The sequence below is a fragment of the Streptomyces sp. NPDC048416 genome, from assembly GCF_043200435.1.
GTDB lineage: Bacteria > Actinomycetota > Actinomycetes > Streptomycetales > Streptomycetaceae > Streptomyces.
The window spans coordinates 21,521-41,350 of record NZ_JBICXU010000028.1; the positions used below are offsets into that span (position 1 = coordinate 21,521).

17 protein-coding genes and 2 pseudogenes are annotated in these 19,830 nt (G+C 73.5%); 8 read left to right on the forward strand and 11 right to left on the reverse strand.

The window, feature by feature from the left end; all coding sequences use genetic code 11:
• Window positions 1-61 precede the first annotated feature (61 nt).
• Window positions 62-1,501 carry an MFS transporter gene (locus ACGFW5_RS27700; protein WP_393837015.1) on the forward strand — a complete coding sequence of 480 codons (1,440 nt, stop codon included), beginning with the start codon at window positions 62-64 and terminating at the stop codon, window positions 1,499-1,501.
• Window positions 1,502-1,534: 33 nt separating this feature from the next.
• Here ACGFW5_RS27700 and ACGFW5_RS27705 read toward each other — a convergent pair whose 3' ends face one another.
• The 5 genes and pseudogenes from ACGFW5_RS27705 to ACGFW5_RS27725 all read right to left on the reverse strand — a co-directional run bounded on the left by ACGFW5_RS27705 (window position 1,535) and on the right by ACGFW5_RS27725 (window position 5,965).
• A complete protein-coding gene (locus ACGFW5_RS27705; RefSeq protein ID WP_393837016.1) occupies window positions 1,535-2,176 on the reverse strand; it encodes a response regulator in 642 nt (213 codons plus the stop codon).
• Window positions 2,177-2,274: 98 nt separating this feature from the next.
• The gene (locus ACGFW5_RS27710; protein WP_393837017.1) at window positions 2,275-2,835 is read right to left on the reverse strand and encodes a MepB family protein; all 561 of its coding nucleotides are present in this window, start codon (window positions 2,833-2,835) and stop codon (window positions 2,275-2,277) included.
• 94 nt (window positions 2,836-2,929) lie between these two features.
• Window positions 2,930-4,150 carry a sensor histidine kinase gene (locus ACGFW5_RS27715; protein WP_393837018.1) on the reverse strand — a complete coding sequence of 407 codons (1,221 nt, stop codon included), beginning with the start codon at window positions 4,148-4,150 and terminating at the stop codon, window positions 2,930-2,932.
• Window positions 4,151-4,304: 154 nt separating this feature from the next.
• Window positions 4,305-5,028: pseudogene (locus ACGFW5_RS27720) on the reverse strand (ABC transporter permease).
• Window positions 5,028-5,965 (reverse strand): annotated as a pseudogene (locus tag ACGFW5_RS27725) (ATP-binding cassette domain-containing protein). Before ACGFW5_RS27725 ends, ACGFW5_RS27720 begins: the two co-directional pseudogenes overlap by 1 nt.
• 317 nt (window positions 5,966-6,282) lie before the next feature.
• Here ACGFW5_RS27725 and ACGFW5_RS27730 point away from each other — a divergent pair.
• From ACGFW5_RS27730 to ACGFW5_RS27740, 3 genes are read left to right on the forward strand one after another with little or no spacing between them, the layout of a single operon-like run.
• The gene (locus tag ACGFW5_RS27730) at window positions 6,283-7,155 is read left to right on the forward strand and encodes a MaoC/PaaZ C-terminal domain-containing protein (RefSeq protein WP_393837019.1); all 873 of its coding nucleotides are present in this window, start codon (window positions 6,283-6,285) and stop codon (window positions 7,153-7,155) included.
• A gap of 54 nt (window positions 7,156-7,209) precedes the next feature.
• The gene (locus tag ACGFW5_RS27735) at window positions 7,210-8,286 is read left to right on the forward strand and encodes a Zn-dependent alcohol dehydrogenase (protein ID WP_393837020.1); all 1,077 of its coding nucleotides are present in this window, start codon (window positions 7,210-7,212) and stop codon (window positions 8,284-8,286) included.
• Between the two features lie 39 nt (window positions 8,287-8,325).
• Entirely contained in the window at window positions 8,326-9,270 is a 945-nt protein-coding gene (locus ACGFW5_RS27740; protein ID WP_393837021.1) for a 3-oxoacyl-ACP reductase, read from the forward strand.
• 338 nt (window positions 9,271-9,608) lie between these two features.
• Here the strand turns inward: ACGFW5_RS27740 and ACGFW5_RS27745 are convergent, their stop codons facing one another.
• The gene (locus ACGFW5_RS27745; RefSeq protein WP_393837022.1) at window positions 9,609-9,755 is read right to left on the reverse strand and encodes a hypothetical protein; all 147 of its coding nucleotides are present in this window, start codon (window positions 9,753-9,755) and stop codon (window positions 9,609-9,611) included.
• 57 nt (window positions 9,756-9,812) lie between these two features.
• Entirely contained in the window at window positions 9,813-10,961 is a 1,149-nt protein-coding gene (locus ACGFW5_RS27750; protein ID WP_393837023.1) for a hypothetical protein, read from the reverse strand.
• Window positions 10,962-11,634: 673 nt separating this feature from the next.
• Between ACGFW5_RS27750 and ACGFW5_RS27755 the strand changes: the two genes are divergently transcribed.
• Genes ACGFW5_RS27755 through ACGFW5_RS27765 form a run of 3 tightly spaced genes read left to right on the forward strand, consistent with a single transcriptional unit; the run spans window position 11,635 to window position 14,678 of the window.
• Window positions 11,635-12,483: a Nif3-like dinuclear metal center hexameric protein gene (locus ACGFW5_RS27755; RefSeq protein WP_393837024.1), complete on the forward strand. Its 849-nt coding sequence runs from the start codon at window positions 11,635-11,637 to the stop codon at window positions 12,481-12,483.
• Window positions 12,480-13,223: a zinc ribbon domain-containing protein gene (locus tag ACGFW5_RS27760; RefSeq protein ID WP_393837085.1), complete on the forward strand. Its 744-nt coding sequence runs from the start codon at window positions 12,480-12,482 to the stop codon at window positions 13,221-13,223. The genes ACGFW5_RS27755 and ACGFW5_RS27760 overlap by 4 nt, the downstream gene beginning before the upstream one ends.
• Entirely contained in the window at window positions 13,224-14,678 is a 1,455-nt protein-coding gene (locus tag ACGFW5_RS27765) for a bifunctional RNase H/acid phosphatase (protein WP_393837025.1), read from the forward strand.
• A 299-nt stretch (window positions 14,679-14,977) separates the two neighbouring features.
• Here ACGFW5_RS27765 and ACGFW5_RS27770 read toward each other — a convergent pair whose 3' ends face one another.
• Window positions 14,978-15,628 carry a bifunctional 4-hydroxy-2-oxoglutarate aldolase/2-dehydro-3-deoxy-phosphogluconate aldolase gene (locus ACGFW5_RS27770; RefSeq protein ID WP_393837026.1) on the reverse strand — a complete coding sequence of 217 codons (651 nt, stop codon included), beginning with the start codon at window positions 15,626-15,628 and terminating at the stop codon, window positions 14,978-14,980.
• An 84-nt stretch (window positions 15,629-15,712) separates the two neighbouring features.
• Complete coding sequence (gene yaaA / locus ACGFW5_RS27775) at window positions 15,713-16,513, reverse strand: peroxide stress protein YaaA (RefSeq protein ID WP_393837027.1); 801 nt, start codon at window positions 16,511-16,513, stop codon at window positions 15,713-15,715.
• 232 nt (window positions 16,514-16,745) lie between these two features.
• Between yaaA and ACGFW5_RS27780 the strand changes: the two genes are divergently transcribed.
• A complete protein-coding gene (locus ACGFW5_RS27780) occupies window positions 16,746-18,185 on the forward strand; it encodes an RNB domain-containing ribonuclease (protein ID WP_393837028.1) in 1,440 nt (479 codons plus the stop codon).
• Window positions 18,186-18,276: 91 nt separating this feature from the next.
• Here the strand turns inward: ACGFW5_RS27780 and ACGFW5_RS27785 are convergent, their stop codons facing one another.
• Both ACGFW5_RS27785 and ACGFW5_RS27790 read right to left on the reverse strand, forming a co-directional pair.
• Window positions 18,277-18,885 carry a hypothetical protein gene (locus ACGFW5_RS27785; RefSeq protein WP_393837029.1) on the reverse strand — a complete coding sequence of 203 codons (609 nt, stop codon included), beginning with the start codon at window positions 18,883-18,885 and terminating at the stop codon, window positions 18,277-18,279.
• The gene (locus ACGFW5_RS27790; protein WP_393837030.1) at window positions 18,882-19,715 is read right to left on the reverse strand and encodes a MerR family transcriptional regulator; all 834 of its coding nucleotides are present in this window, start codon (window positions 19,713-19,715) and stop codon (window positions 18,882-18,884) included. Before ACGFW5_RS27790 ends, ACGFW5_RS27785 begins: the two co-directional genes overlap by 4 nt.
• Window positions 19,716-19,830: the final 115 nt, after the last annotated feature.

Consider the following 19,830-nt stretch of genomic DNA (forward strand, 5'->3'; position numbering starts at 1 on the left):
CGCCGCGGAGCTCCAAGGGGTCGGGGAAAGCAGGGGTAACGGGCGCCCGCCCCGTGCGACCATGACCCGCATGGCCCAAGCGTCCGCTGACACCCACATAGCCACCCCCACCCGAACCCCCCGCACCTGGCCCGTCGTCCTCGCCGCCTGTGCGGGGCAGTTCCTCGTCGTGCTCGATGTGTCCGTCGTCAACGTGGCGCTGCCCTCCATGCGGGCCGGTCTCGGGACGAGCGCGGGCGGCCTGCAATGGGTGGTCAACGCGTACGCCATCGCCTTCGCCGGGTTCATGCTGCTCGGCGGGCGCGCGGGCGACCTGTACGGGCGCAAGCGGATGTTCCTCGTGGGGCTCGGCCTGTTCACCGCGGCCAGCCTCGGCGGCGGACTCGCCCAGGAGGGCTGGCAGTTGCTCGCGGCCCGGGCCGCGCAGGGGCTCGGGGCGGCGGTCCTCGCGCCGGCCACCCTCACCATCCTGACCGCCGCCGTCCCGGAGGGCGCCGCCCGCACCCGGGTCATCGGCACCTGGGCGGCGGTCGGCGCGGGCGGCGGCGCGGCGGGCGGCCTCGTCGGCGGGGTGCTCACCGACGCCCTGTCGTGGCGCTGGGTCCTGCTCATCAACGTGCCCGTCGGCGCGCTCGTACTGCTCGGCGCCGCGCTGTGGATCACCGAGTCGCGGGCGGGTGGCCGCCACCGGCTCGACCTGCCGGGCGCCGTCCTGGCCACGGCCGGGCTCGCGACCCTCTCGTACGGCATCGTGCAGACCGACGCATCGGGATGGGGCGCCGTCGGGACGCTGGTCCCGCTGGTCGGCGGCAGCGCGCTGCTGCTCGTCTTCCTCGTGGTCGAGAGCCGCGCCGCCGCGCCGCTCATGCCGCTGCGGCTCTTCCGGCTGCGGGCCGTGTCCGCCGCCAACGCCGTGATGTTCGTGTGCGGCTCCGCGATGTTCTGCACCTGGTTCCTCATGACGCTGTACGCCCAGAACGTGCTCGGCTACACGCCGCTGGACGCGGGCCTCGCCTTCATCCCCAGCTCGCTCAGCGTCGTGATCGGCTCGAAGCTGGCGCCACGCATCATGCCGAGGACGGGCGCCCGCAATCTGGCCGTGCTGGGCATGCTGGTGACCGCGTCCGGGTTCGGCTGGCAGTCCACGATGCGGGCGGACGATCCGTACTGGCTGTCGATCCTCGTGCCCGGCGTCCTCATGATGACCGGCGCGGGCCTGGCCACAACTCCCCTTGCGACGCTGGCCACTTCGGGCTCGGCGCCGGGCGAGGCCGGGCTGGTGTCCGGCCTGATGAACACGTCCCGGACGATGGGCGGGGCGCTGGGGCTCGCCGTCCTCTCCACGGTCGCCGCGTCCCGCACCGGGGCGGTCCAGAGCGCCGACAACCTCACCGCCGGGTACGCGCTCGCGTTCCGCGTCGGCGGATTCGTCCTCCTCGCCGGCGTGGCGATCGGCCTGGTGTGGCTGCCCCGGACGACGGGCCCCGCGCGACGCAGCTGACAAGTGCCGCTCGCCCAGGGCCGGTTGAGGCGGCTACAGCCAGCCCTGCTGGCGGGCCGACCGTACCGCCTCCATGCGGTTGCGGGTGCCCGTCTTGCCGATGGCGGACGAGAGGTAGTTGCGCACCGTCGACTCCGACAGGTGCAGCTTGCCCGCGATGTCGGAGACCGTCGCCCCGTCGACCGAGGCGTTCAGGACGTCGCGCTCGCGCGCGGTCAGCGGGCTCGGGCCCGCGCTGAGCGCGGCCGCCGCGAGCGCCGGGTCGATGACCGTCTCGCCGCGCAGGACCTGGCGGATCGCCTCGGCGAGGTCTTCGACCGGCCCGTCCTTCACGAGGAACCCCGCGGCCCCCGCCTCCATCGCGCGGCGCAGATAGCCGGGACGGCCGAAGGTGGTGAGGATCAGCACCCGGCAGTCCGGGACCTCGTCGCGCAGCTCCGCTGCCGCGTCCAGGCCGCTCTTGCCCGGCAGTTCGATGTCGAGCAGGGCCACGTCGGGCCGGGAGACCAGCGCCTCGGGCACGATCCTGTCACCGGCCGAGACCTGTGCGACGACCTCCATGTCCTCCTCAAGGCCGAGCAGCAGCGCGAGCGCGCCGCGCATCATGCCCTGGTCCTCGGCGAGGAGTACGCGTACGGATGTGGCGGGTCGGTGGTCCTGGGGCATCTCGTCCATGGAGGCAGACTACGGCCGGTCCGCGCCGTGCGATCACGTGCTGGTGGGCCGTCCGCCCGCATGGTGCGTTGCGGTCGCCCGGTCGCGGCGGCGCCGTCCTACGGGTGGTAGAGCTTTCGCACGCGGGCCAGGTCGACGGGCCCGTCCTGGTGCAGATGCAGGAAGAAGTCCAGCTGCCACGCCTGCGTACGGCCGGCCTGCCGGTTGGTGGTGGTGACCCAGGGCGGGTAGACGCGGAAGGCTCGTTTCCCACCGCGGCCGTTCGTCGACACGACACCGTGGTGGCGGAGCGCGTCCAGGGGAAAGACGAACTGGCCGAGGTGGTGCCCGTCGCGGGTGCCGATGACGAAGAGGTCGACGCGGTCAGTGGTGTCGAAGGGCTGGATGGGCCCGCCCGGGGACCGCTTCCAGACGGTGACGAACTGGCCGGCCTTGGTGGGGGTCGTCCTGGCCGCGCGGAAGCGGACGGAGAGGCCGTCGAGGGTGAACTCATGGGCGGCGTAAGCGGCACTCTCGGCTTCGGGCACTGGCTGCGAACAGGTGAATCCGCAGGGGTCGTAGGCGAGCGCCTTCGCCACCACGAGATCGTCAGGGGCCGGAGAGCCGTCCGACCACGGTTCGGGGTGGAGATCGGATGAGTGCTCGCGCTTCTTCGTCATCCGTTCACCCTGTCACGGGCCAAAAGGCCGAGGTCCCGCACGCGGCGAGCGGCGGCCCCGCCCCGCCTCACCGGCCCTCACTCCCCGCCCCGCCTCACTTCGCGGCTCGCCGGAATCCGCATCCCTGCGCCGTGCTCAGTTCGGCGTCCAGGGCCGCGTCCGCCGGGTCCACCGGGAGTTCGGCGCTCACCTGGAAGCCGGTGCGGGGGGCCGGGCCCGAGGTCAGGGAGCCGCCGGCCGCGGCGAGGCGTTCGGTCAGGCCCTTCAGGCCCGTGCCGCCGATCCGCGGGGTCGGGGCGGGCGCCGCGGGGGCGCCCCTGCCGTTGTCGGTGACCGTCAGGGTGACCCGCTCCGGCGTGCCCTCGATCATGATCTCGCAGCGCGTCGCCGCACTGTGGCGCACGACGTTGGTGACCGCCTCGCGGACCACCCAGCCCAGCAGCGCCTCGGCCTGCGCGGGCAGCGGCGGCCCCGACTGGCGTACCACCGGGTCGACTTCGGCGGCGCCGAGGGCCGAGCGGGCCCGGTCGAGTTCGGTGGCGAGGCTCCCCTCGCGGTAGCCGGTGACCGCCTCGCGGATCTCGGTGAGCGCCTGGCGGCCGACCGACTCGATGTCGGCGACCTGCCCGAGCGCCGCGTCCAGGTCGCGCGGCGCGAGCCGGCGGGCGGCCTCCGACTTCACCACGATGACGGAGAGGGTGTGGCCGAGCAGGTCGTGCAGGTCGCGGGAGAAGCGCAGACGCTCCTTCTCCACCGCGGTACGGGCCAACTCCTGCCGGGTGTCGCGCAGTTCGCGGACCGTCTCGGACAGGGAGAGCAGCGCCGAGATCACCAGGCCGGACAGGAACGTCCCGTACGCGATCGTCATGTTGTCCCACGGGTCCCCGGTCTCGATGCCCGAGATCACGCCCACCGAGGCCGCGAGCGTGAGGATCACGGGGCCGAGCCGCCGGCCCCGCAGCACCGCGCCGCAGGCGAGCGAGAGCAGCGGGAAAAAGAGGAGCCAGACCCCGCCGTATCCGATCCCGAGGGCGTACGTGACGGCGGCGAGCGCGCCGAGCAGGACGATCGTCGTCCGCTCTTCGCGCTGTGCCTTGTCGAAGGCGCGGAACGCGGCCATCGCGTACAGGAGCGCGAACGCGACGATGCCGAGGCCGCCGAGCACCGGGTAGGCCGCCTCACCGGTGATCACCTCGACGACGGGGCCGGTGCCCATGAGCAGCCACGGCAGGAAGGTGTAGCCGTTCGCGGGCGGGCCCGGGAACTCGGCGGTCTTCTCGCCGCGCGGCGGCAGCTTCGGAATCAGTGAGGGCATCGTGTTCTCTCCGTACTGACGGCTCATGCGACTCATGCGCTTGCCCGTCCGGGCCCCGAGCGGTCACGTCCGGGCCCCGAGCGGTCACGTCCGGGCTCCGAACGGGCCGGCTCGTGCCCGGGTCCGGCCGGCGTGCGGACCCGGCGCGCGGCGTTCACGCGGTCCGTGCGGACCGACGGTAGGAGACCACGGCGTACGCGCCGAAGGCGACGAGCCAGGCTCCCATCAGGGCGATGGTGGCCGCTCCCGGGGCGTGCCCCTGCGAGGTGGCCCAGCCGAGGTCGGCGAAGCGGTGGGTGGGAGTGTACTCGGCGATCTTACGCAGCCAGCCGGGGAAGGCCTCGATCGGGAACCACAGACCGCCCAGGATCCCGAGACCCATCAGACAGGGCCACGTTGACGACGCCGGTGGCCTGCGCCGAGAGCCGGTAGCCGTTGCCGAGGCCGAGCATCGTGAAGGGCAGCGCGCCGGTCCACAGCAGCAGGGTGAGGGCCGCCCACTGCCAGGCGTCCAGGCGCACGCCGTTGATCAGCGCGCCGGACAGGAACACCGCGAGGATGCCGGGCAGTACGGTCACCGAGCCGCTGATCGCCCGCCCGGTCACCACCTTCGTCGGCGCCAGCGGAGCGATCCGCAGCTGCCGCAGCCAGCCGATCGCCTTGTCCGACGCGACCCCGGTCCCGGCGCCCAGTGCGGCACCCAGCGCGCCGTAGGCAGCCATGCCGATCATGGACTGGGTCTTCCAGTCGGCGCTGTTGTCGGCGCCGCCGATGTTGGTGAAGAGCAGATACATCAGCACCGGCATCCCGATGCCGAAGATCACGAAGGAGGGGTCACGGAGCGTGCGCCGCATCTCCAGCTTGATGTACTCGACCATCAGACGTTCTCGCTTTCGCGTGCGGTGAGCGAGAGGAAGGCGTCTTCCAGACTCGCGGGGGCCACTTCCAGGCGACGGACGGCGCCCATGGCGGCAAGGGCCATGACGGTGGCGTCCGAATCGTCGGAGCGCAGACGCGCCCGGTCGCCGTGGATCTCGACGCCGACCACCCCGGGCAGCAGGGAGAGCCCGGCGCTCGAAGCGCCCGCGAGGTCGAAGGAGACCAGGCTGCCGCCGGCCGCCCGCTTGATCTCCCCGCCGGGCCCGTCGGCGACGATCCGGCCCCGGTCGATGACGACGTGCGATCCGCGTTGTCGTCGGCCTCCTCCAGGTAGTGGGTGGAGAACAGCACCGTGTTGCCCCGGCCGGCGTAGGTGCGCATCGACTCCCAGAACGCGCGGCGCGCCTCGACGTCGAGCGCGGCCGTCGGCTCGTCCAGGAGCAGCAGTTCGGGGTTGCCCGCGAGCGCCATGGCGAACCGGACCCGCTGGGTCTGGCCGCCGGAGAGCTTGTCGACCCGCCGGCCGGCGAAATCGGTGAGGCCGGCCAGGGCAAGCGACTCGGCGAGCGGCATCGGCTCGGGGTACATGCCGGCCATGAAGGACACCAGCTCCCGCACGGTGACCCGGGGGATCGGGCTGCCCTCCTGGAGCATCGCCCCGACGAGTCCGTCCCGTACGGCCCGCTCCGGGGTGCGTCCGAAGATCCGTACCTCGCCCGCGTCGGGCTCGTTCAGGCCGAGCAGCAGACTGAGGGTGGTGGATTTGCCGGCTCCGTTGCGGCCCAGCAGCGCCACGGTCTCGCCACGTCCGATGGTCAACTCGGCCCCGTCCACGGCCCGGACCGCCCCGAAGGACTTGACCACCCCGCTGAAACCGACCGCGGTCGCGCTCTCCGGTCCCCTGTGCGCCTGCGTTCCCCTGTGCGTCTGCGTCATGACCTGAACGCTACGGATCCGGGCCCGGCCGCCCCAGATGCGAGGTGTACGGAGATGGCCAGGACAAATGTCACGGTGTCGCGGGCCGAGCCACGACCTGACGCAGCGTCAGGAGCCTTCACATCGGCCTGGGGGTGCGCTATACCTAGGGGCCATCGGCCTAGAACGCGTTCTAGAACGGGCCCGCGCCGAGCGGATCCGGGTCCGGAACGGGTACGCGGTCCGGTCCAGTACGACCTCGGTGGGGCCGACGGTGCGGACGGCCGCACCGAGGTCTTCTTCCCGTGCCCGCACCACGCGCAAGGAGCAGCGTCCTCATGCCCATTGATGCCGCGAAGGCCATCGCCGCCGAGCCCCGGTCCACCACCATCACCTGGGACCACAAGGACATCCAGCTCTACCACCTGGGGCTGGGGGCGGGATCGCTCCAAGGCAAACCGAACCCCGCCACCGATCCCGACGAGCTGCGCTACACCCTGGAGTCCCGGCTGCACGTCCTGCCGTCCTTCGCGACCGTCGCGGGCGCCGGCATGGGCGTGGTCGGCGGCCTGTCCGCCCCCGGCATCGACGTGGACCTGGCGGCCGTGCTGCACGGTGGGCAGGCCATCACCGTGCACCGGCCGATCCCCGTACGCGGCGAGGCCACCTCGACCTCCAGGGTCGCCGCCGTCCACGACAAGCAGAAGGCCGCCATCCTGGTCCTGCGCACCGAGGCCGCCGACGCGGACGGCCCGCTGTGGACCAGCGACGCGCAGATCTTTGTGCGCGGCGAGGGCGGCTTCGGCGGGGACCGGGGCCCCTCCGCCCGCGTCGAGCAGCCCGACCGGGCGCCCGACCAGGTGATCGAGCGCCCCGTCCGCGAGGAACAGGCCCTGCTCTACCGCCTGTCGGGCGACTGGAACCCGCTGCACGCCGACCCCGACTTCGCCAAGCTCGCCGGCTTCGACCGGCCGATCCTGCACGGCCTCTGCACGTACGGGATGACGCTGAAAGCCGTCGTGGACACGCTGCTCGACGGCGATGTGACCCGGGTCCGCTCCTACGCCACCCGCTTCACCGGCGTCGTCTTCCCGGGCGAGACCCTGCGCATCCGGACGTGGTCGGACCCCGGCCGTGTCCATGTGTCGGTGACGGCCGTCGAGCGGGACGACGCGCCGGTCCTTGCCGACACGGTCGTCGAACACAACTGAGCCGACGGCACCGGTACTTGAGGGCACATGAGGGCACCTGAGGGGAGCAGCACCATGCGCGCAGCCGTACTGCACGAGATAGGCCAGGACAAGCTCGACGTGGTCGACGACATGGAGGCGACCGGATTCGGCCCCGGCAAGGTCAGGCTCCGCGTCCGCGCCACGGGCCTGTGCCACTCCGACCTCTCGGCGATGAGCGGCGTACTGCCGCAGCCCGCGCCGTTCGTGCCGGGGCACGAGGGGGCCGGGGAGATCATCGACGTCGGCGACGGCGTGACGGACCTCAAGCAGGGCGACCGGGTCCTGATGTGCTGGCTGCCCGCGTGCGGGGTGTGCCCGTCCTGCAAGCGTGGCCAGACCCAGCTGTGCCTCGCCGGATTCATGAACGCCGGGACCCCCAACTTCCGGCGGGCCGAGGGCGACGTGTTCGGCTTCGCGGGCACCGGCACCTTCGCCGAGGAGGTCGTCGTCGCGGCCGGCTGCGCGGTGCCGATCCCCGACGACGTGCCGTACGAGATCGCGGCGCTCATCGGCTGCGGGGTGACCACCGGGCTCGGCGCGGCCATCAACACCGCGCAGGTGGAGGCCGGTTCGTCGGTCGCCGTCATCGGCTGCGGCGGGGTCGGCATCTCCACCGTCCAGGGCGCGCGGGTGCAGGGCGCCGCACAGATCGTCGCCGTCGACCCGGTGGCGTCGCGGCGCGATGCGGCGCTCAGGTTCGGCGCCACGGAAGCCGTCTCGCCCGAGGAGTTCGCCGACGCCAAGCAGCGGATCACCGCGGGGGAGGGCTTCGACTACGTCTTCGAGGTCGTCGGCCGCTCCGCCACCGCCCGCACCGCGTACGAGAACACCCGGCGCGGCGGCACCCTGTGCGTGGTGGGCGCGGGCGCCATGGACGACTTCTTCCAAGTCAACATGTTCGAGCTGTTCTTCGACGAGAAGCGCATCCTGCCGTCGATGTACGGCGGCGGCGACGTGCTGCGCTCCTACGAGCGGGCCATCGCGCTGTGGCGGGCGGGCCGCATCGACCTGGAAGGGCTGATCACCCACCGGGTGCGGCTCGCCGGGATCAACGACGCGCTCGACCAGATGCGCAGCGGTGAGGCGTTGCGCACCTGCATTGAGATCTGACGCCGTCCTTGTCCGCCCTTTCGAAAGGATCCAACCGGCATGGCAGTACTGCCACTTGAAGGTCTGTCCGCGATCGTCACCGGCGCCGGGCGCGGGCTCGGCCGGGCCGAGGCGCTGGAGCTGGCCCGGCTCGGCGCGGCCGTCGTCGTCAACGACTTCGGACAGCCGGGCCGCGACGGCACGGGCCGGGCGTCGAAGGGCCCCGCCGAGGAGGTCGCCGCCGAGATCCGCGCCGCGGGCGGCCGGGCCACCGCCCACACCGGTGACGTGGCCGACCACCAACAGACCCGCGATCTGGTCCAGTTGGCGATCGACACGTACGGCAAGCTCGACATCCTGGTCAACAACGCGGGCATCCTGCGGGACCGGATGATCTTCTCGATGAGCGAGGCCGAGTGGGACTCGGTGATCCATGTGCACCTCAAGGGCCACTTCAACACCACCCACTTCGCCGCGGCGCACTGGCGCGAGCGCTCCAAGGCGGCGGGCGGCCCGGTCTACGGCCGGATCGTCAACACCTCCTCGGAGGCCTTCCTCGCGGGCTCGGCGGGCCAGCCCAACTATGCGGCGGCCAAGGGCGGCATCGTCGGCCTCACCACCTCGACCGCCCTCGCGCTCGCCAAGTACGGGGTCACCGCCAACGCGATCTGCCCGCGCGCCCGGACCCGCATGACCGAGGACGTGTTCCAGGGGTTCCAGGAGCCGGGGGAGGGCGAGCTCGACCCGCTGGCGCCGGAGCACGTCTCGCCGCTCGTGGGCTATCTCGCCTCGCCCGCGGCCGGCCAGGTCAACGGGCAGCTCCTCGTGGTGCATGGCGGCATGGTCGCGATCGTGGAACGGCCGCGGGTGGCTGCCAAGTTCGACACGGCGAAGGAGGCCTTCTCGTACGAGGAGCTGGACGAGCTGATCTCTCCGTACTACGCGGGACGCCCCGAGGGCGAGACGTTCGCGGCGGCGGAGGTGCTGGGGCTGCGGCACGGTTGAGCGCCCACGCCTCCCGGGTCCACCCTCCGACCTGCGCCCCGTCGAGGACGCTCGCGCGGTTCCCCGCGCCTCTGACAACCCGGGTTCGTCTGCGGTCCGTGCCCGCGTCTCGCGCGGTTCCTCGCGCCTCTGGCAACCCGGGTTCGTCTGCGGATCGTGCCCGGGTCTCGCGCGGTTCCTCGCGTCCCTGACTGGGTGTGACTTGGCTGGGGGCCATGCAGGGGCCACCTCAGCCTGTCGTGCTGTCGTGGGGGTGCCCCCTGGCCCTTGCGGCCTTGGGGGAGTTTGAGGACGGGCGCCCTTCAGGCGCGAACCGGGGGTGGGGCGGAGCCCCGGGGTCAGGCGGGGTCGCCTGCGTTTTGCTCGCGCCGGTGGCGTCCGTGGGGCGGCGTCACCGAATCCTCGGTCGACGCCGCACCGCCCCGGTGCCGGCCCGCGCTGTCGTTCTCCGTCTCCTGCGGACGGATGTCGGTCTGGTTGGACATGAGCCCTGGTCACCCCGTAGTCGTCTTCACATGTCTCGCTCGTACAGGGCGCCGAGTCTAACGATCTCCCGACGGCGGCCGACGGCCGGTCAGGGGCGCCTGCCCCAGCGGTACGGGCTTGGCCGCGGCGGGTCTCGCGGGGGCCGGGGGCGGGGCGGGCGGCGCGGGCGCCGGGTCCGGCGGTGCGGGCAGTTCGAGCACCGCGCACGGGCTCGCGTCGGTGGCGTACGGAAGCCTGAGCACTCCCTGCGGTGTCCACAGCCCGGCGCCCGCCAACCAGCCTTGCGGGGCGGCGAGTTGATGCAGATGTCGGCCCGCGGGGCGCCAGATGCCGACCCAGGTGCCGGCCGCCGCGTCGATGCGCAGGGCCACCGCGCAGGACTCCGGCATCAGGACCTGGCCCGGCTGCACGGCGAACGGGGTGATGGCCGCGTCCGCCAGGCGCAGGCACTCCGGGAAGCGCACCGGGAGCGCGGAGCCGAGCACGCCCCAGCCGAGCCGGTCGTGGCCCGGCGCGTCCGAGCGGATCAGGAGCAGCCCGCTGTCGGCGTCCGCGAGCAGCAGCCGGTCGTTGCTCTCCTCGGTGATCTCCAGCAGCTCGGTGACCTCGCCGCCGCGCTCCAGGTCGACGGCGACCGCCTTGGTGCGGCCGTCGAGATCCCGGTCGAGGGCGAGCATCCGGCCGGTGCGGTCGAGCCAGGCGCCGCCGGAGCAGCGGCCCTTGAGGCGCGCCACCAGTTCGGGGCCGAACGCGCCGCCCGCCACCAGCCACAGTGCGGTGCTGTCCTGGCCGACCGCGAGCGCGTAGGCACAGCTGCCGTCGGGGGACGGCGGGAGCAGCGTGAACGCGTCCGCCTCCGCCGCGTCCGCCCCCGCCGCGATCGCGCCGAGCGCCAGCTCGCCGGTGGCGGGGCCTGTGGGGTAGAGCAGGGCGAAGGAGTGCCGGTCGGCGATCCGGCGGTGGATGAGCACCCGGCCGTCCGCCATGGGCAGCACCGCCGTGTCCGGCTCCTCCGGCTGGTTGCCGGGGAGCGGCACCGCGTAGGGCTCGGGGCCGTCGAGCGTCCAGCGCTCGGGGAACCACGCCGCCGTCCCGCCCTCGTCGCGCACCAGCCTCGCGGCGTACGCACCGTTCGCCGCGATGGCGAATCCCGTACTCCTGACCGCGCCGTCATCGGCGGCGGTCTCGATGGCCAAAGCCGTCATCAGATGGGTCACCTCCGGCCACCGAAGCTAGTTTTCGCACCTTCAGCCGAACAACACGAGACCACTCGCTTCACACCAAAGGGTGGCGGGTGGGCGATTCGCCTGAAGGGGGCGAGACGGATGTGCAGGAACGTTCGGAGAGTCGGCGGCCCGGCGGCCCCGTCGGCCAGTGGGCCCGGCGGCCCGTCGGCCCGGCGGCCCGTCGGCCCGGCCGCCCGTGGGTCCGTCGGCCGGCCCCGAGACCGTCGACCGCCGGGTCGGTGCCGCAACCGTCGACCGAGGCGGTGCCGCGACGATCGGCGGGGCGGCGCTGAGGTGATCGACCGGGTCGGTGCCCCGACCGTCGACCGGGGCGCGGTGCCGCGATCGTCGACCGGGGCGGTGCCGCGATCGTCGACCGGGGCGGTGCCGCAACCGTCGACCGGGGCAGTGCCGCGACCATCGACCAGGTCGGTGCCGAGGCGATCGGCGGGTGGGGAAGAACCCGAAGGTGGCCGGGGCCGGGCGGGCCAAGGGTGGCAGGGGTGGCAGGGGTGGCAGGGGGGAGGCCTGGGGGCTTGGCTCGGCGTCATCGCCGCCCGCTCCGTCCCCGACCGACCCGCGCGGCTCCCCGTCCAGAAGGAGGGCACCGGCGGCCGACCTGCGGGGCGCGTCGCGCAGGTAACCTGTCTGCGTGCCCCGTCTGTCTGAAGTCATCGCCGCGCTCGACGCCCTCTGGCCACCCGAGCGGGCCGAGGGGTGGGACGCCGTCGGCACCGTCTGCGGCGACCCCGACGCCGAGGTGCGCCGGGTCCTGTTCGCCGTCGACCCCGTCCAGGACATCGTGGACGAGGCCGTCACGCTCGGCGCCGACCTGGTCGTCACCCACCACCCGCTCTATCTGCGCGGCACCACCACGGTCGCCGCGGGCCACTTCAAGGGCCGCGTGGTGCACACCCTGATCAAGCACGACATCGCCCTGCACGTCGCGCACACCAACGCCGACACCGCCGACCCCGGTGTGAGCGACGCCCTGGCCGGCGCCCTGGACGTACGGGTGCTGCGGCCGCTGGTGCCCGACGCCACCGACCCGGCGGGCCGGCGAGGTCTGGGCCGCGTCTGCGCGGTCGAGCCCCCGATGACGCTCGGCGAGTTCGCCGCCCGCGCCGCCGCCCGGCTGCCCGCCACCTCGCAGGGCATCCGCGTCGCGGGCGACCCCGACGCGCTCGTGAAGACCGTCGCGGTCAGCGGCGGCTCCGGCGACAGCCTCTTCGACGCCGTACGCGCCTCGGGAGCCGACGCCTTCCTCACCGCCGACCTGCGCCACCACCCGGTCTCCGAGGCCACCCAGCGTTCCGCGCTCGGTCTGGTCGACGCCGCGCACTGGGCCACCGAATGGCCCTGGTGCGAACAGGCCGCCGCCCAGCTCGACGAGATTTCCGACCGCCACGGCTGGGACCTGAGGGTCCACGTCTCGAAGACGGTCACCGACCCCTGGTCGGCCCACCACACCTCCCCTTCTATTGATGGAGCCCCCAACTGAACGCCGCGCCCGCCGACCAGATCCGCCTCCTCGACGTACAGGCGCTGGATGTCCGCCTGTCGCAGCTCGCGCACAAGCGCACCTCGCTGCCCGAGCACGCCGAGATCGAATCGCTCACCAAGGACCTCACCCAGCTGCGCGACCTCCTCGTCGCCTCGCAGACCGAGGAGAGCGACACCGCCCGCGAGCAGACCAAGGCCGAGCAGGACGTGGACCAGGTGCGCCAGCGCGCCGTCCGTGACCAGCAGCGCCTCGACTCCGGCGCGGTCTCCTCGCCGAAGGACCTGGAAAGCCTCCAGCGCGAGATCGTCTCGCTCGCCAAGCGCCAGGGCGACCTCGAAGACGTCGTCCTCGAAGTCATGGAGCGCCGCGAGGCCGCCCAGGAGCGGGCCGCCGAGCTGACCGAGCGGGTCTCCTCCGTGCAGGCCAAGACCGACGACGCCACCACGCGCCGCGACGCCGCGCTGGCCGGGCTCGACGCCGAGATCGCCGCCGCGACCAAGGAGCGCGAGATCGTCGCCGGGTCCGTGCCGGCCGACCTCCTCAAGCTGTACGACAAGCTGCGCGCGCAGCAGGGCGGCGTCGGCGCCGCGCGCCTCTACCAGCGCCGCTGCGAGGGCTGCCGCCTGGAGCTCAACATCACCGAGGTCAACGAGGTCAAGGCCGCCGCTCCCGACGCGGTGCTGCGCTGCGAGAACTGCCGCCGCATCCTGGTGCGCACCTCGGAATCGGGCCTGTAAGTGCCGGACGCCGCACGGCAGTTCGTCGTCGAGGCCGACGGCGGTTCACGGGGCAACCCGGGTCCCGCCGGTTACGGTGCGGTCGTCCTCGACCCGGCGACCGGCGAGACCCTTGCCGAGGCCGCCGAGTTCATCGGTGTCGCCACGAACAACGTCGCCGAGTACAGGGGGCTGATCGCCGGCCTGAGCGCCGCGCGGGAGCTCGACCCGGCGGCGCTGGTGCGGGTGCGCATGGACTCCAAGCTCGTCGTCGAGCAGATGTCGGGCCGCTGGAAGATCAAGCACCCCGACATGAAGCCGCTCGCCGCGCAGGCGGCGCGGATCCTGCCGCCCTCGCAGGTGTCGTACGAGTGGATCCCGCGCGAGCGCAACAAGCACGCGGACCGGCTCGCCAACGAGGCGATGGACGCGGGCAAGCGGGGCGAGCGCTGGTCGCCCTCGCGGTCCACGGCCGACCTGTCCGCCTCCGCCGACGCGAGCGCGGCCCGGGTGGTCGGCGACGCGGCGGCGGGTGCGGCCAGGGCGCGGGCGGCGCTGGCCGGCGCGGCGAGTCCCTTGCGGGCTCCGGCTTCGGTCGCCGGGCCGGCTACGCCTTCGGTACGTGCTTCGGCTTCGGGCGCCGGGGACGCCGCGCCTTCCATGGGTGCTTCGGCTTCGGGCTCCGGGGCGGCCGTGCCTTCCATGGGTGCTTCGGCTTCGGGCTCCGGGCCGGTTACGAGTCCGGTACGGGCTCCGGCTCCCGTCGCCGCACCAGCTTCGGCCCCAACTCCCGTACCGGACAAACCTGTTGGGGCCGCGCCGACCGTCGGATGGGGGACCTCGGCCGATCTGGGGGCGCCCGCCACGTTCGTACTGTTGCGGCACGGCGAGACGGCGCTCACGCCCGCGAAGCGGTTCTCCGGCAGCGGCGGGACCGACCCCGAGCTGTCGGCCGTCGGGCGCGCCCAGGCCGAACGGGCCGCGGCCGCGTCCGCCGAGCGCGGCACCATCGAGGTCGTGGTCTCGTCCCCGCTGCGGCGGTGCCGCGAGACCGCCGCCGCCGTGGCGGCCCGTCTCGGGCTCGACGTCCACATCGAGGAGGGCCTGCGCGAGACGGACTTCGGGGCGTGGGAGGGGCTGACCTTCGCCGAGGTGCGCGAGCGGTACGCCGACGACCTCGACGCGTGGCTCGGCTCGGCCAAGGCGGCCCCGACGGGCGGCGGCGAGAGCTTTGCCGCGGTGGCGCGGCGGGTCGCGGCGGCCCGGGACCGGCTCATCGCCGCGCACCCCCGGCGCACGGTGCTCGCGGTGACCCATGTGACCCCGATCAAGACCCTGGTCAGGCTGGCCCTGGGGGCGCCGCCGGAGTCCCTGTTCCGGATGGAACTGTCGGCGGCCTCGATCTCGGCGGTCGCGTACTACGCGGACGGCAACGCGTCTGTGCGGCTGGTCAATGACACGGGGCACCTGCGGTGAGCTTGGGGGGGCCTGGGGTGCCCTGGGTGTCTCCGGTGCCCGGGGTGCTTCGGGTTCGCTTTCGGGTTCGCTTTCGGGTGCGGGCCGGGTGTGGCTGGTCGCGCAGTTCCCCGCGCCCCTGACTGGGTCGATCTGGGCGGCGTGCCCAGGAGGGGCCCGCCCCCATCCCGTCATGGCCCGCGTCCCTGGGTGGGCCGGGGCGTCATGAGGCCCATGGCCCGTGCCACCTCCCCAGCCCGTCATGGCCCGTGCCACCCGCGTGCCTGGGTGGGCCAGAGGGTCCTGGGAGGGGCGGGGGCTCAGGCCGTGCGCAATGCTGCTGCCTCGCGGGCCAGGGTTTCCACTCGGGGCCAGTCGCGGGCGGCCATCGCGTCCGGGGGGAGCATCCAAGTGCCGCCCACGCAGCCCACGTTCGGCAGCGCCAGGTACGAGGGCGCCGATGCGAGCGAGATTCCGCCGGTCGGGCAGAAGCGGGCTCCGGGGAGCGGCGCCGAGAGGGACGTGAGGTAGGCCGTGCCGCCCGCCGCCTCCGCCGGGAAGAACTTCATTTCGCGTACGTCCTGTTCGAGCAGCGCCACGACCTCGGACGCCGTCGAGACCCCGGGCAGGAACGGCAGCCCCGACTCCCGCATCGCCCGCAGCAGAGCCGGTGTCCAGCCCGGGCTCACCAGGAAGCGGGCGCCCGCGTCGACCGCCTGCGCGACCCCGCCCGGCGAAATCACCGTGCCCGCCCCGACCACCGCGTCCGGCACCTGCTCCGCCACGGCCCGGATCGCGTCGAGCGCGGCCGGAGTGCGCAGGGTCACCTCGATCGCCGGGAGCCCGCCCGCCACCAGCGCCCGCGCGAGCGGCACGGCGTCGGCCGCGTCATGGATGACCACGACCGGCACGACGGGCGCGAGGTCCAGGACCGAAGCAGGGGAGTGTGAGGGCGCGGCGGAGGGCGTCATGCGCTCATCCTGCCGACGGCATGCGGGGTATGCAATGGTCGTTGCGTATGTTGCAACGCTGTCCGTTGGGTGGGGCCGGATCCGTCAGTGGATCTGCGACACCACCACGTCCAGGGACCAGCCGCGGCCCGGCTTGGCGGGCGGCTCGGCCTCCACCACGTAGCCGAGACCGCGCAGGGTTTCGACGAGTTCGGCGGGGTCGGCGGGAACGGCGCCCGCGGTGAGCAGATCGCGGACGAGCCGGCCCTTGGTCGCCTTGTTGAAGTGGCTGACCACCGAGCGCTTCTCCACCCCGTCGACGATCTGCGCGTGCAGCACCCGGACGGTGGCGGTACGGCCCGCCACGGCGCCCTTCGGCTTCCAGGCCGCGGCGTACGCGGACGAGCGCAGGTCGAGCACCAGGCCGGTGCCTGCCGCCTCCGTCATGACCGGGTCCATCACCGTGCGCCAGTACGCGCCGAGCGCGCCGAGCCCCGGCAGCTTGACGCCCATCGAGCAGCGGTAGGAAGGAATCCGGTCGCCGATGCGTACGGCGCCCCACAGTCCCGAGAAGACCAGCAGCGACTTCGCGGCCCGGCGCTTGGCGGCCGCGTCCAGGGTGGCGAGGCCGAGCGCGTCGTACAGCACGCCGGTGTAGATCTCCCCGGCCGGACGGGCCCCCGCGGTACGCAGCTCGACGTTCTTGGCGACCTCGCCGCGCAGGCCCTCGCTCAGGCCCAGCACCTCGCGCGCCTTGTCCTCGTCGGCGGCGCACAGCTCGACGAGTTCGTCGAGGACCGCGGCGCGCGCCTGCGTGAGCCCCGGCAGGGACAGCGACTCCGCCTTCAGCGGCGCCCCGCGACCCGAAGCGGCCTTTCCTTCGGAGGGCGGCAACAGCACCAGCACGGCGATTCTCCTTCTTGTACGTACGGGGGAGGGGGTGCGGCCCCTCGCGCCAGGGTAGTGCTCACCGGCCGCGCACTCCGTCGACCGCCCGGTGCCGCGCACTCCGTCGACCGCCCGGCACCGGGAGGCGGCTCCCGCTCACCCACCGGCGTCCCGGCGTCCCGGCGGTGGGCGGTTTCGGGCGGGCCGGGGAAAACATGCCTCACCCTGAACCTGCTCGTAGGCTCGGGGCATGCCCCGCCGCCACCTCCACGTGACCGGCGCAGCCGAGGCCCCGCTGCGCGCCGCGCTGACCGCACTGCGTACCACGCTGGACGTTCCCGCCGACTTCCCGGCCAACGTGGTCGCCGAGGCGGAGCGGGCCGCCGCCGCACCCCGGCTGCCCTCCTATGACGCGACCGGCATCGACCTCTTCACCATCGACCCGCCCGGCTCCACCGACCTCGACCAGGCGATGCACCTGGAACGCCGGGCGGGCGGCGGTTACCGGGTGCACTACGCCATCGCCGACGTCGCGGCCTTCGTCACGCCGGGCGGCGCCCTGGACACCGAGGCCCACCGCCGCGTGACCACCCTGTACTTCCCGGACGCCAAGACCCCGCTGCACCCCACCGTCCTGTCCGAGGACGCCGCGAGCCTGCTGCCCGACCGGACGCGCCCGGCGCTGCTGTGGCGGATCGACCTCGACCAGGACGGCGCGACCACCGCCACCGACGTACGCCGCGCTCTGGTCCGCAGCCGCGCCAAACTCGACTACGCGGGCGTGCAGAAGCAGATCGACACCGGGACCGCGCCCGAGTCCCTGGCCCTGCTCCGGGACATCGGCACCCTGCGCGAACAGCAGGAGGTCGCCCGCGGCGGCATCTCGCTCAACGTCCCCGAGCAGGAGATCGTCGAGCACGACCACCGCTACGACCTCACCTATCGGGCCCCGTTGCCCGCCGACGGCTGGAACGCCCAGATCTCCCTGCTCACCGGCATCGCGGGCGCCCAGCTGATGCTGGCGTACGGCACCGGAATCCTGCGTACGCTGCCCAGCGCCCCGGACGGCGCGGTCGCCCGGCTGCGCCGCTCGGCCCAGGCGCTGGGCATCGACTGGCCCCCTCACGTCCCGTACGCGGCGGTCGTGCGCTCCCTCGACCCGAGCGAGCCGAACCACGCGGCCTTCCTCCAGGAATGCACGACGCTGCTGCGCGGCGCCGGGTACACGGTGTTCACCGGCGGCGCCGCGCCCGCGCTCGCCGTGCACGCCGCGGTGGCCGCCCCGTACACCCACTGCACGGCCCCGTTGCGCCGCCTCGTGGACCGGTACGCGGGCGAGCTGTGCCTGGCGGCGGTCGCGGGCCAGGACCCGCCGGAGTGGGTGGTGGCCACGCTCGCGGAGCTCCCACAGGAGATGGCGCGGGGCACGAGCCGGGCCAACACGGTGGAGCGCGAGAGCGTGGACATCGTGGAGGCGGCGCTGCTCAAGGACCGGGTGGGCGAGGTGTTCGACGCGACGGTCGTCGACGTGAAGGAACAGCAACCGACCGTCGGGACCGTGCACGTGAGCGACCCGGCGGTGGTGGCCCGCATCGAGGGCGGCACCCCGCTCCCGCTCGGCGAACGCCTCCAGGTCCGGCTGACCCAGGCCGACCCCGGCACGACGAAGGTCCTGTTCGCACCGGCGTGAGGGCTCTTGGGCCACCGGTCGGCGGGGCCGAGCCGGGACGGGGGCCGCCGGGACGGGGTGCGGTCAAGACGTGGCTCGGGCCGCCCGCGCCCTACCCGGCTGCGTTCGCGGCCGCGCGCAGCGCCCCGGCCAGTTCCCTGGACTCGTCCGCGTGGAAACGTACGGTCGTCACCGCGCGCCGCTTTCCGATGAGGGGTACGTGAGTGACGGGCTCGGTCAGTTCCACGGTGAGGGAGGTCTGGGAGCCGACGGGCAGTTCCAGGACGTCGTCCGGAACCTCTCCGCCCGCACCCTGGAATTTCAACTCGCCGCGGACGCGGGCGATGCGGTCCAGCGGGATGACCAGATCGACCCGGGCGCCCGCGCGCAACCGCAGGGCGTCCGGGGTCAGCACGTGCGGCCGGGTCACGGCCGCCGCCTGCATGCCCAGTACCAGGGCGACCGTATACAGGTCCAGGACGAGCAGCACCGCGTGCACGACGGGCCACTCCCGCACCAGGAACGACACCCCGATGGTCTCCACGACGCAGACGAAGGTCAGCCCGTACACCGTCGCCGCCTGAGGGCTCGCGTATCCGAACGCCCGGTCGGTGGGCCGCACTTGGTGGCGCCGCCCGGTGATCCACAGTCCGAAGCTCTTGAACACCCGGGCCTCGTGCGCCCATAGCCGGCGCAGTGCCTCGGGGAGGAGTTGTCTCATGGCGTCGTCCCACCCTTTCGTGAAACCCGAACCATCGCCCGGCGGACCGCCTCCGCCTGAGCGGGCGCGAAGTCGGCGAGGAAGACTTTGAGAAAACCTTGGTCGAAGGGGTTGGAGGGGCCGGAGGGGCCGGAGGGGTCGGCGGGGCCGGAGGGGCCGGCCGTCGCCGGGTCCGTTGCGATCTGTGCCGTCAGCTCGGGCGGCAGGCAGTCGGCGAGCGCCTGCGCCGCCGCGTCGACCCGGGGGTCGGCCGGGTCGGCGTCGACCAGCTCGTCGAGCAGGGCGTACACCGCGTGGGCACGCTCGGCGGCACCCGGCGCCGCGGCCGCGTCGCGCACTGCGGTCATCAGGCGGTCCCGCTCGTCGGGGCCGGCGGCGGTCTGCATCAGGGCGAGCAGTTCGCGGTCCTTGGCGGCCATGGGCGACTCGGTCGCCCCTGTGCCCAACGCGGCGAAGAAGTCGGCCAGTTCGGGGGAGAGCTCGTCCTCGGTCGACAGGCGTCCGCCTTCGGCCCGGGCGAGCAGCGTGGCGAGCCGCGCCCGCCGTGCCCGGATCTGCGCCTCCTGACGCGCCAGGTCGGCGTCCAACTCGCCCAGTACCTCGGCCAGTTCGTGCCCGGCATCGTCCGCGATCACATCCCGCACTTCGTCGAGGCCGAGCCCCAGCTCGGTCAGCCGCCGGATGCGGGCGAGCGCGACGGCGTCCCGTACCGAGTACTGCCGATAGCCGTTGGCGAGCCGCGCGGGCTCCGCCAGCAGCCCGAGGTGGTGGTAGTGCCGGACCGCCCGGGGGGTCACCCCCACCAGCGCGGCGATCTCCGAGATCCGCATGAGCTCATTAGAAACGTTGACGTCGCGGCAGGGTCAAGCCGGGTCGTCCGGCCGTCCCGGCGTCGAGGCCGAGGACGTTTCGCCGCCCCGCGACGGGTAGCATGGTCGGCACGGC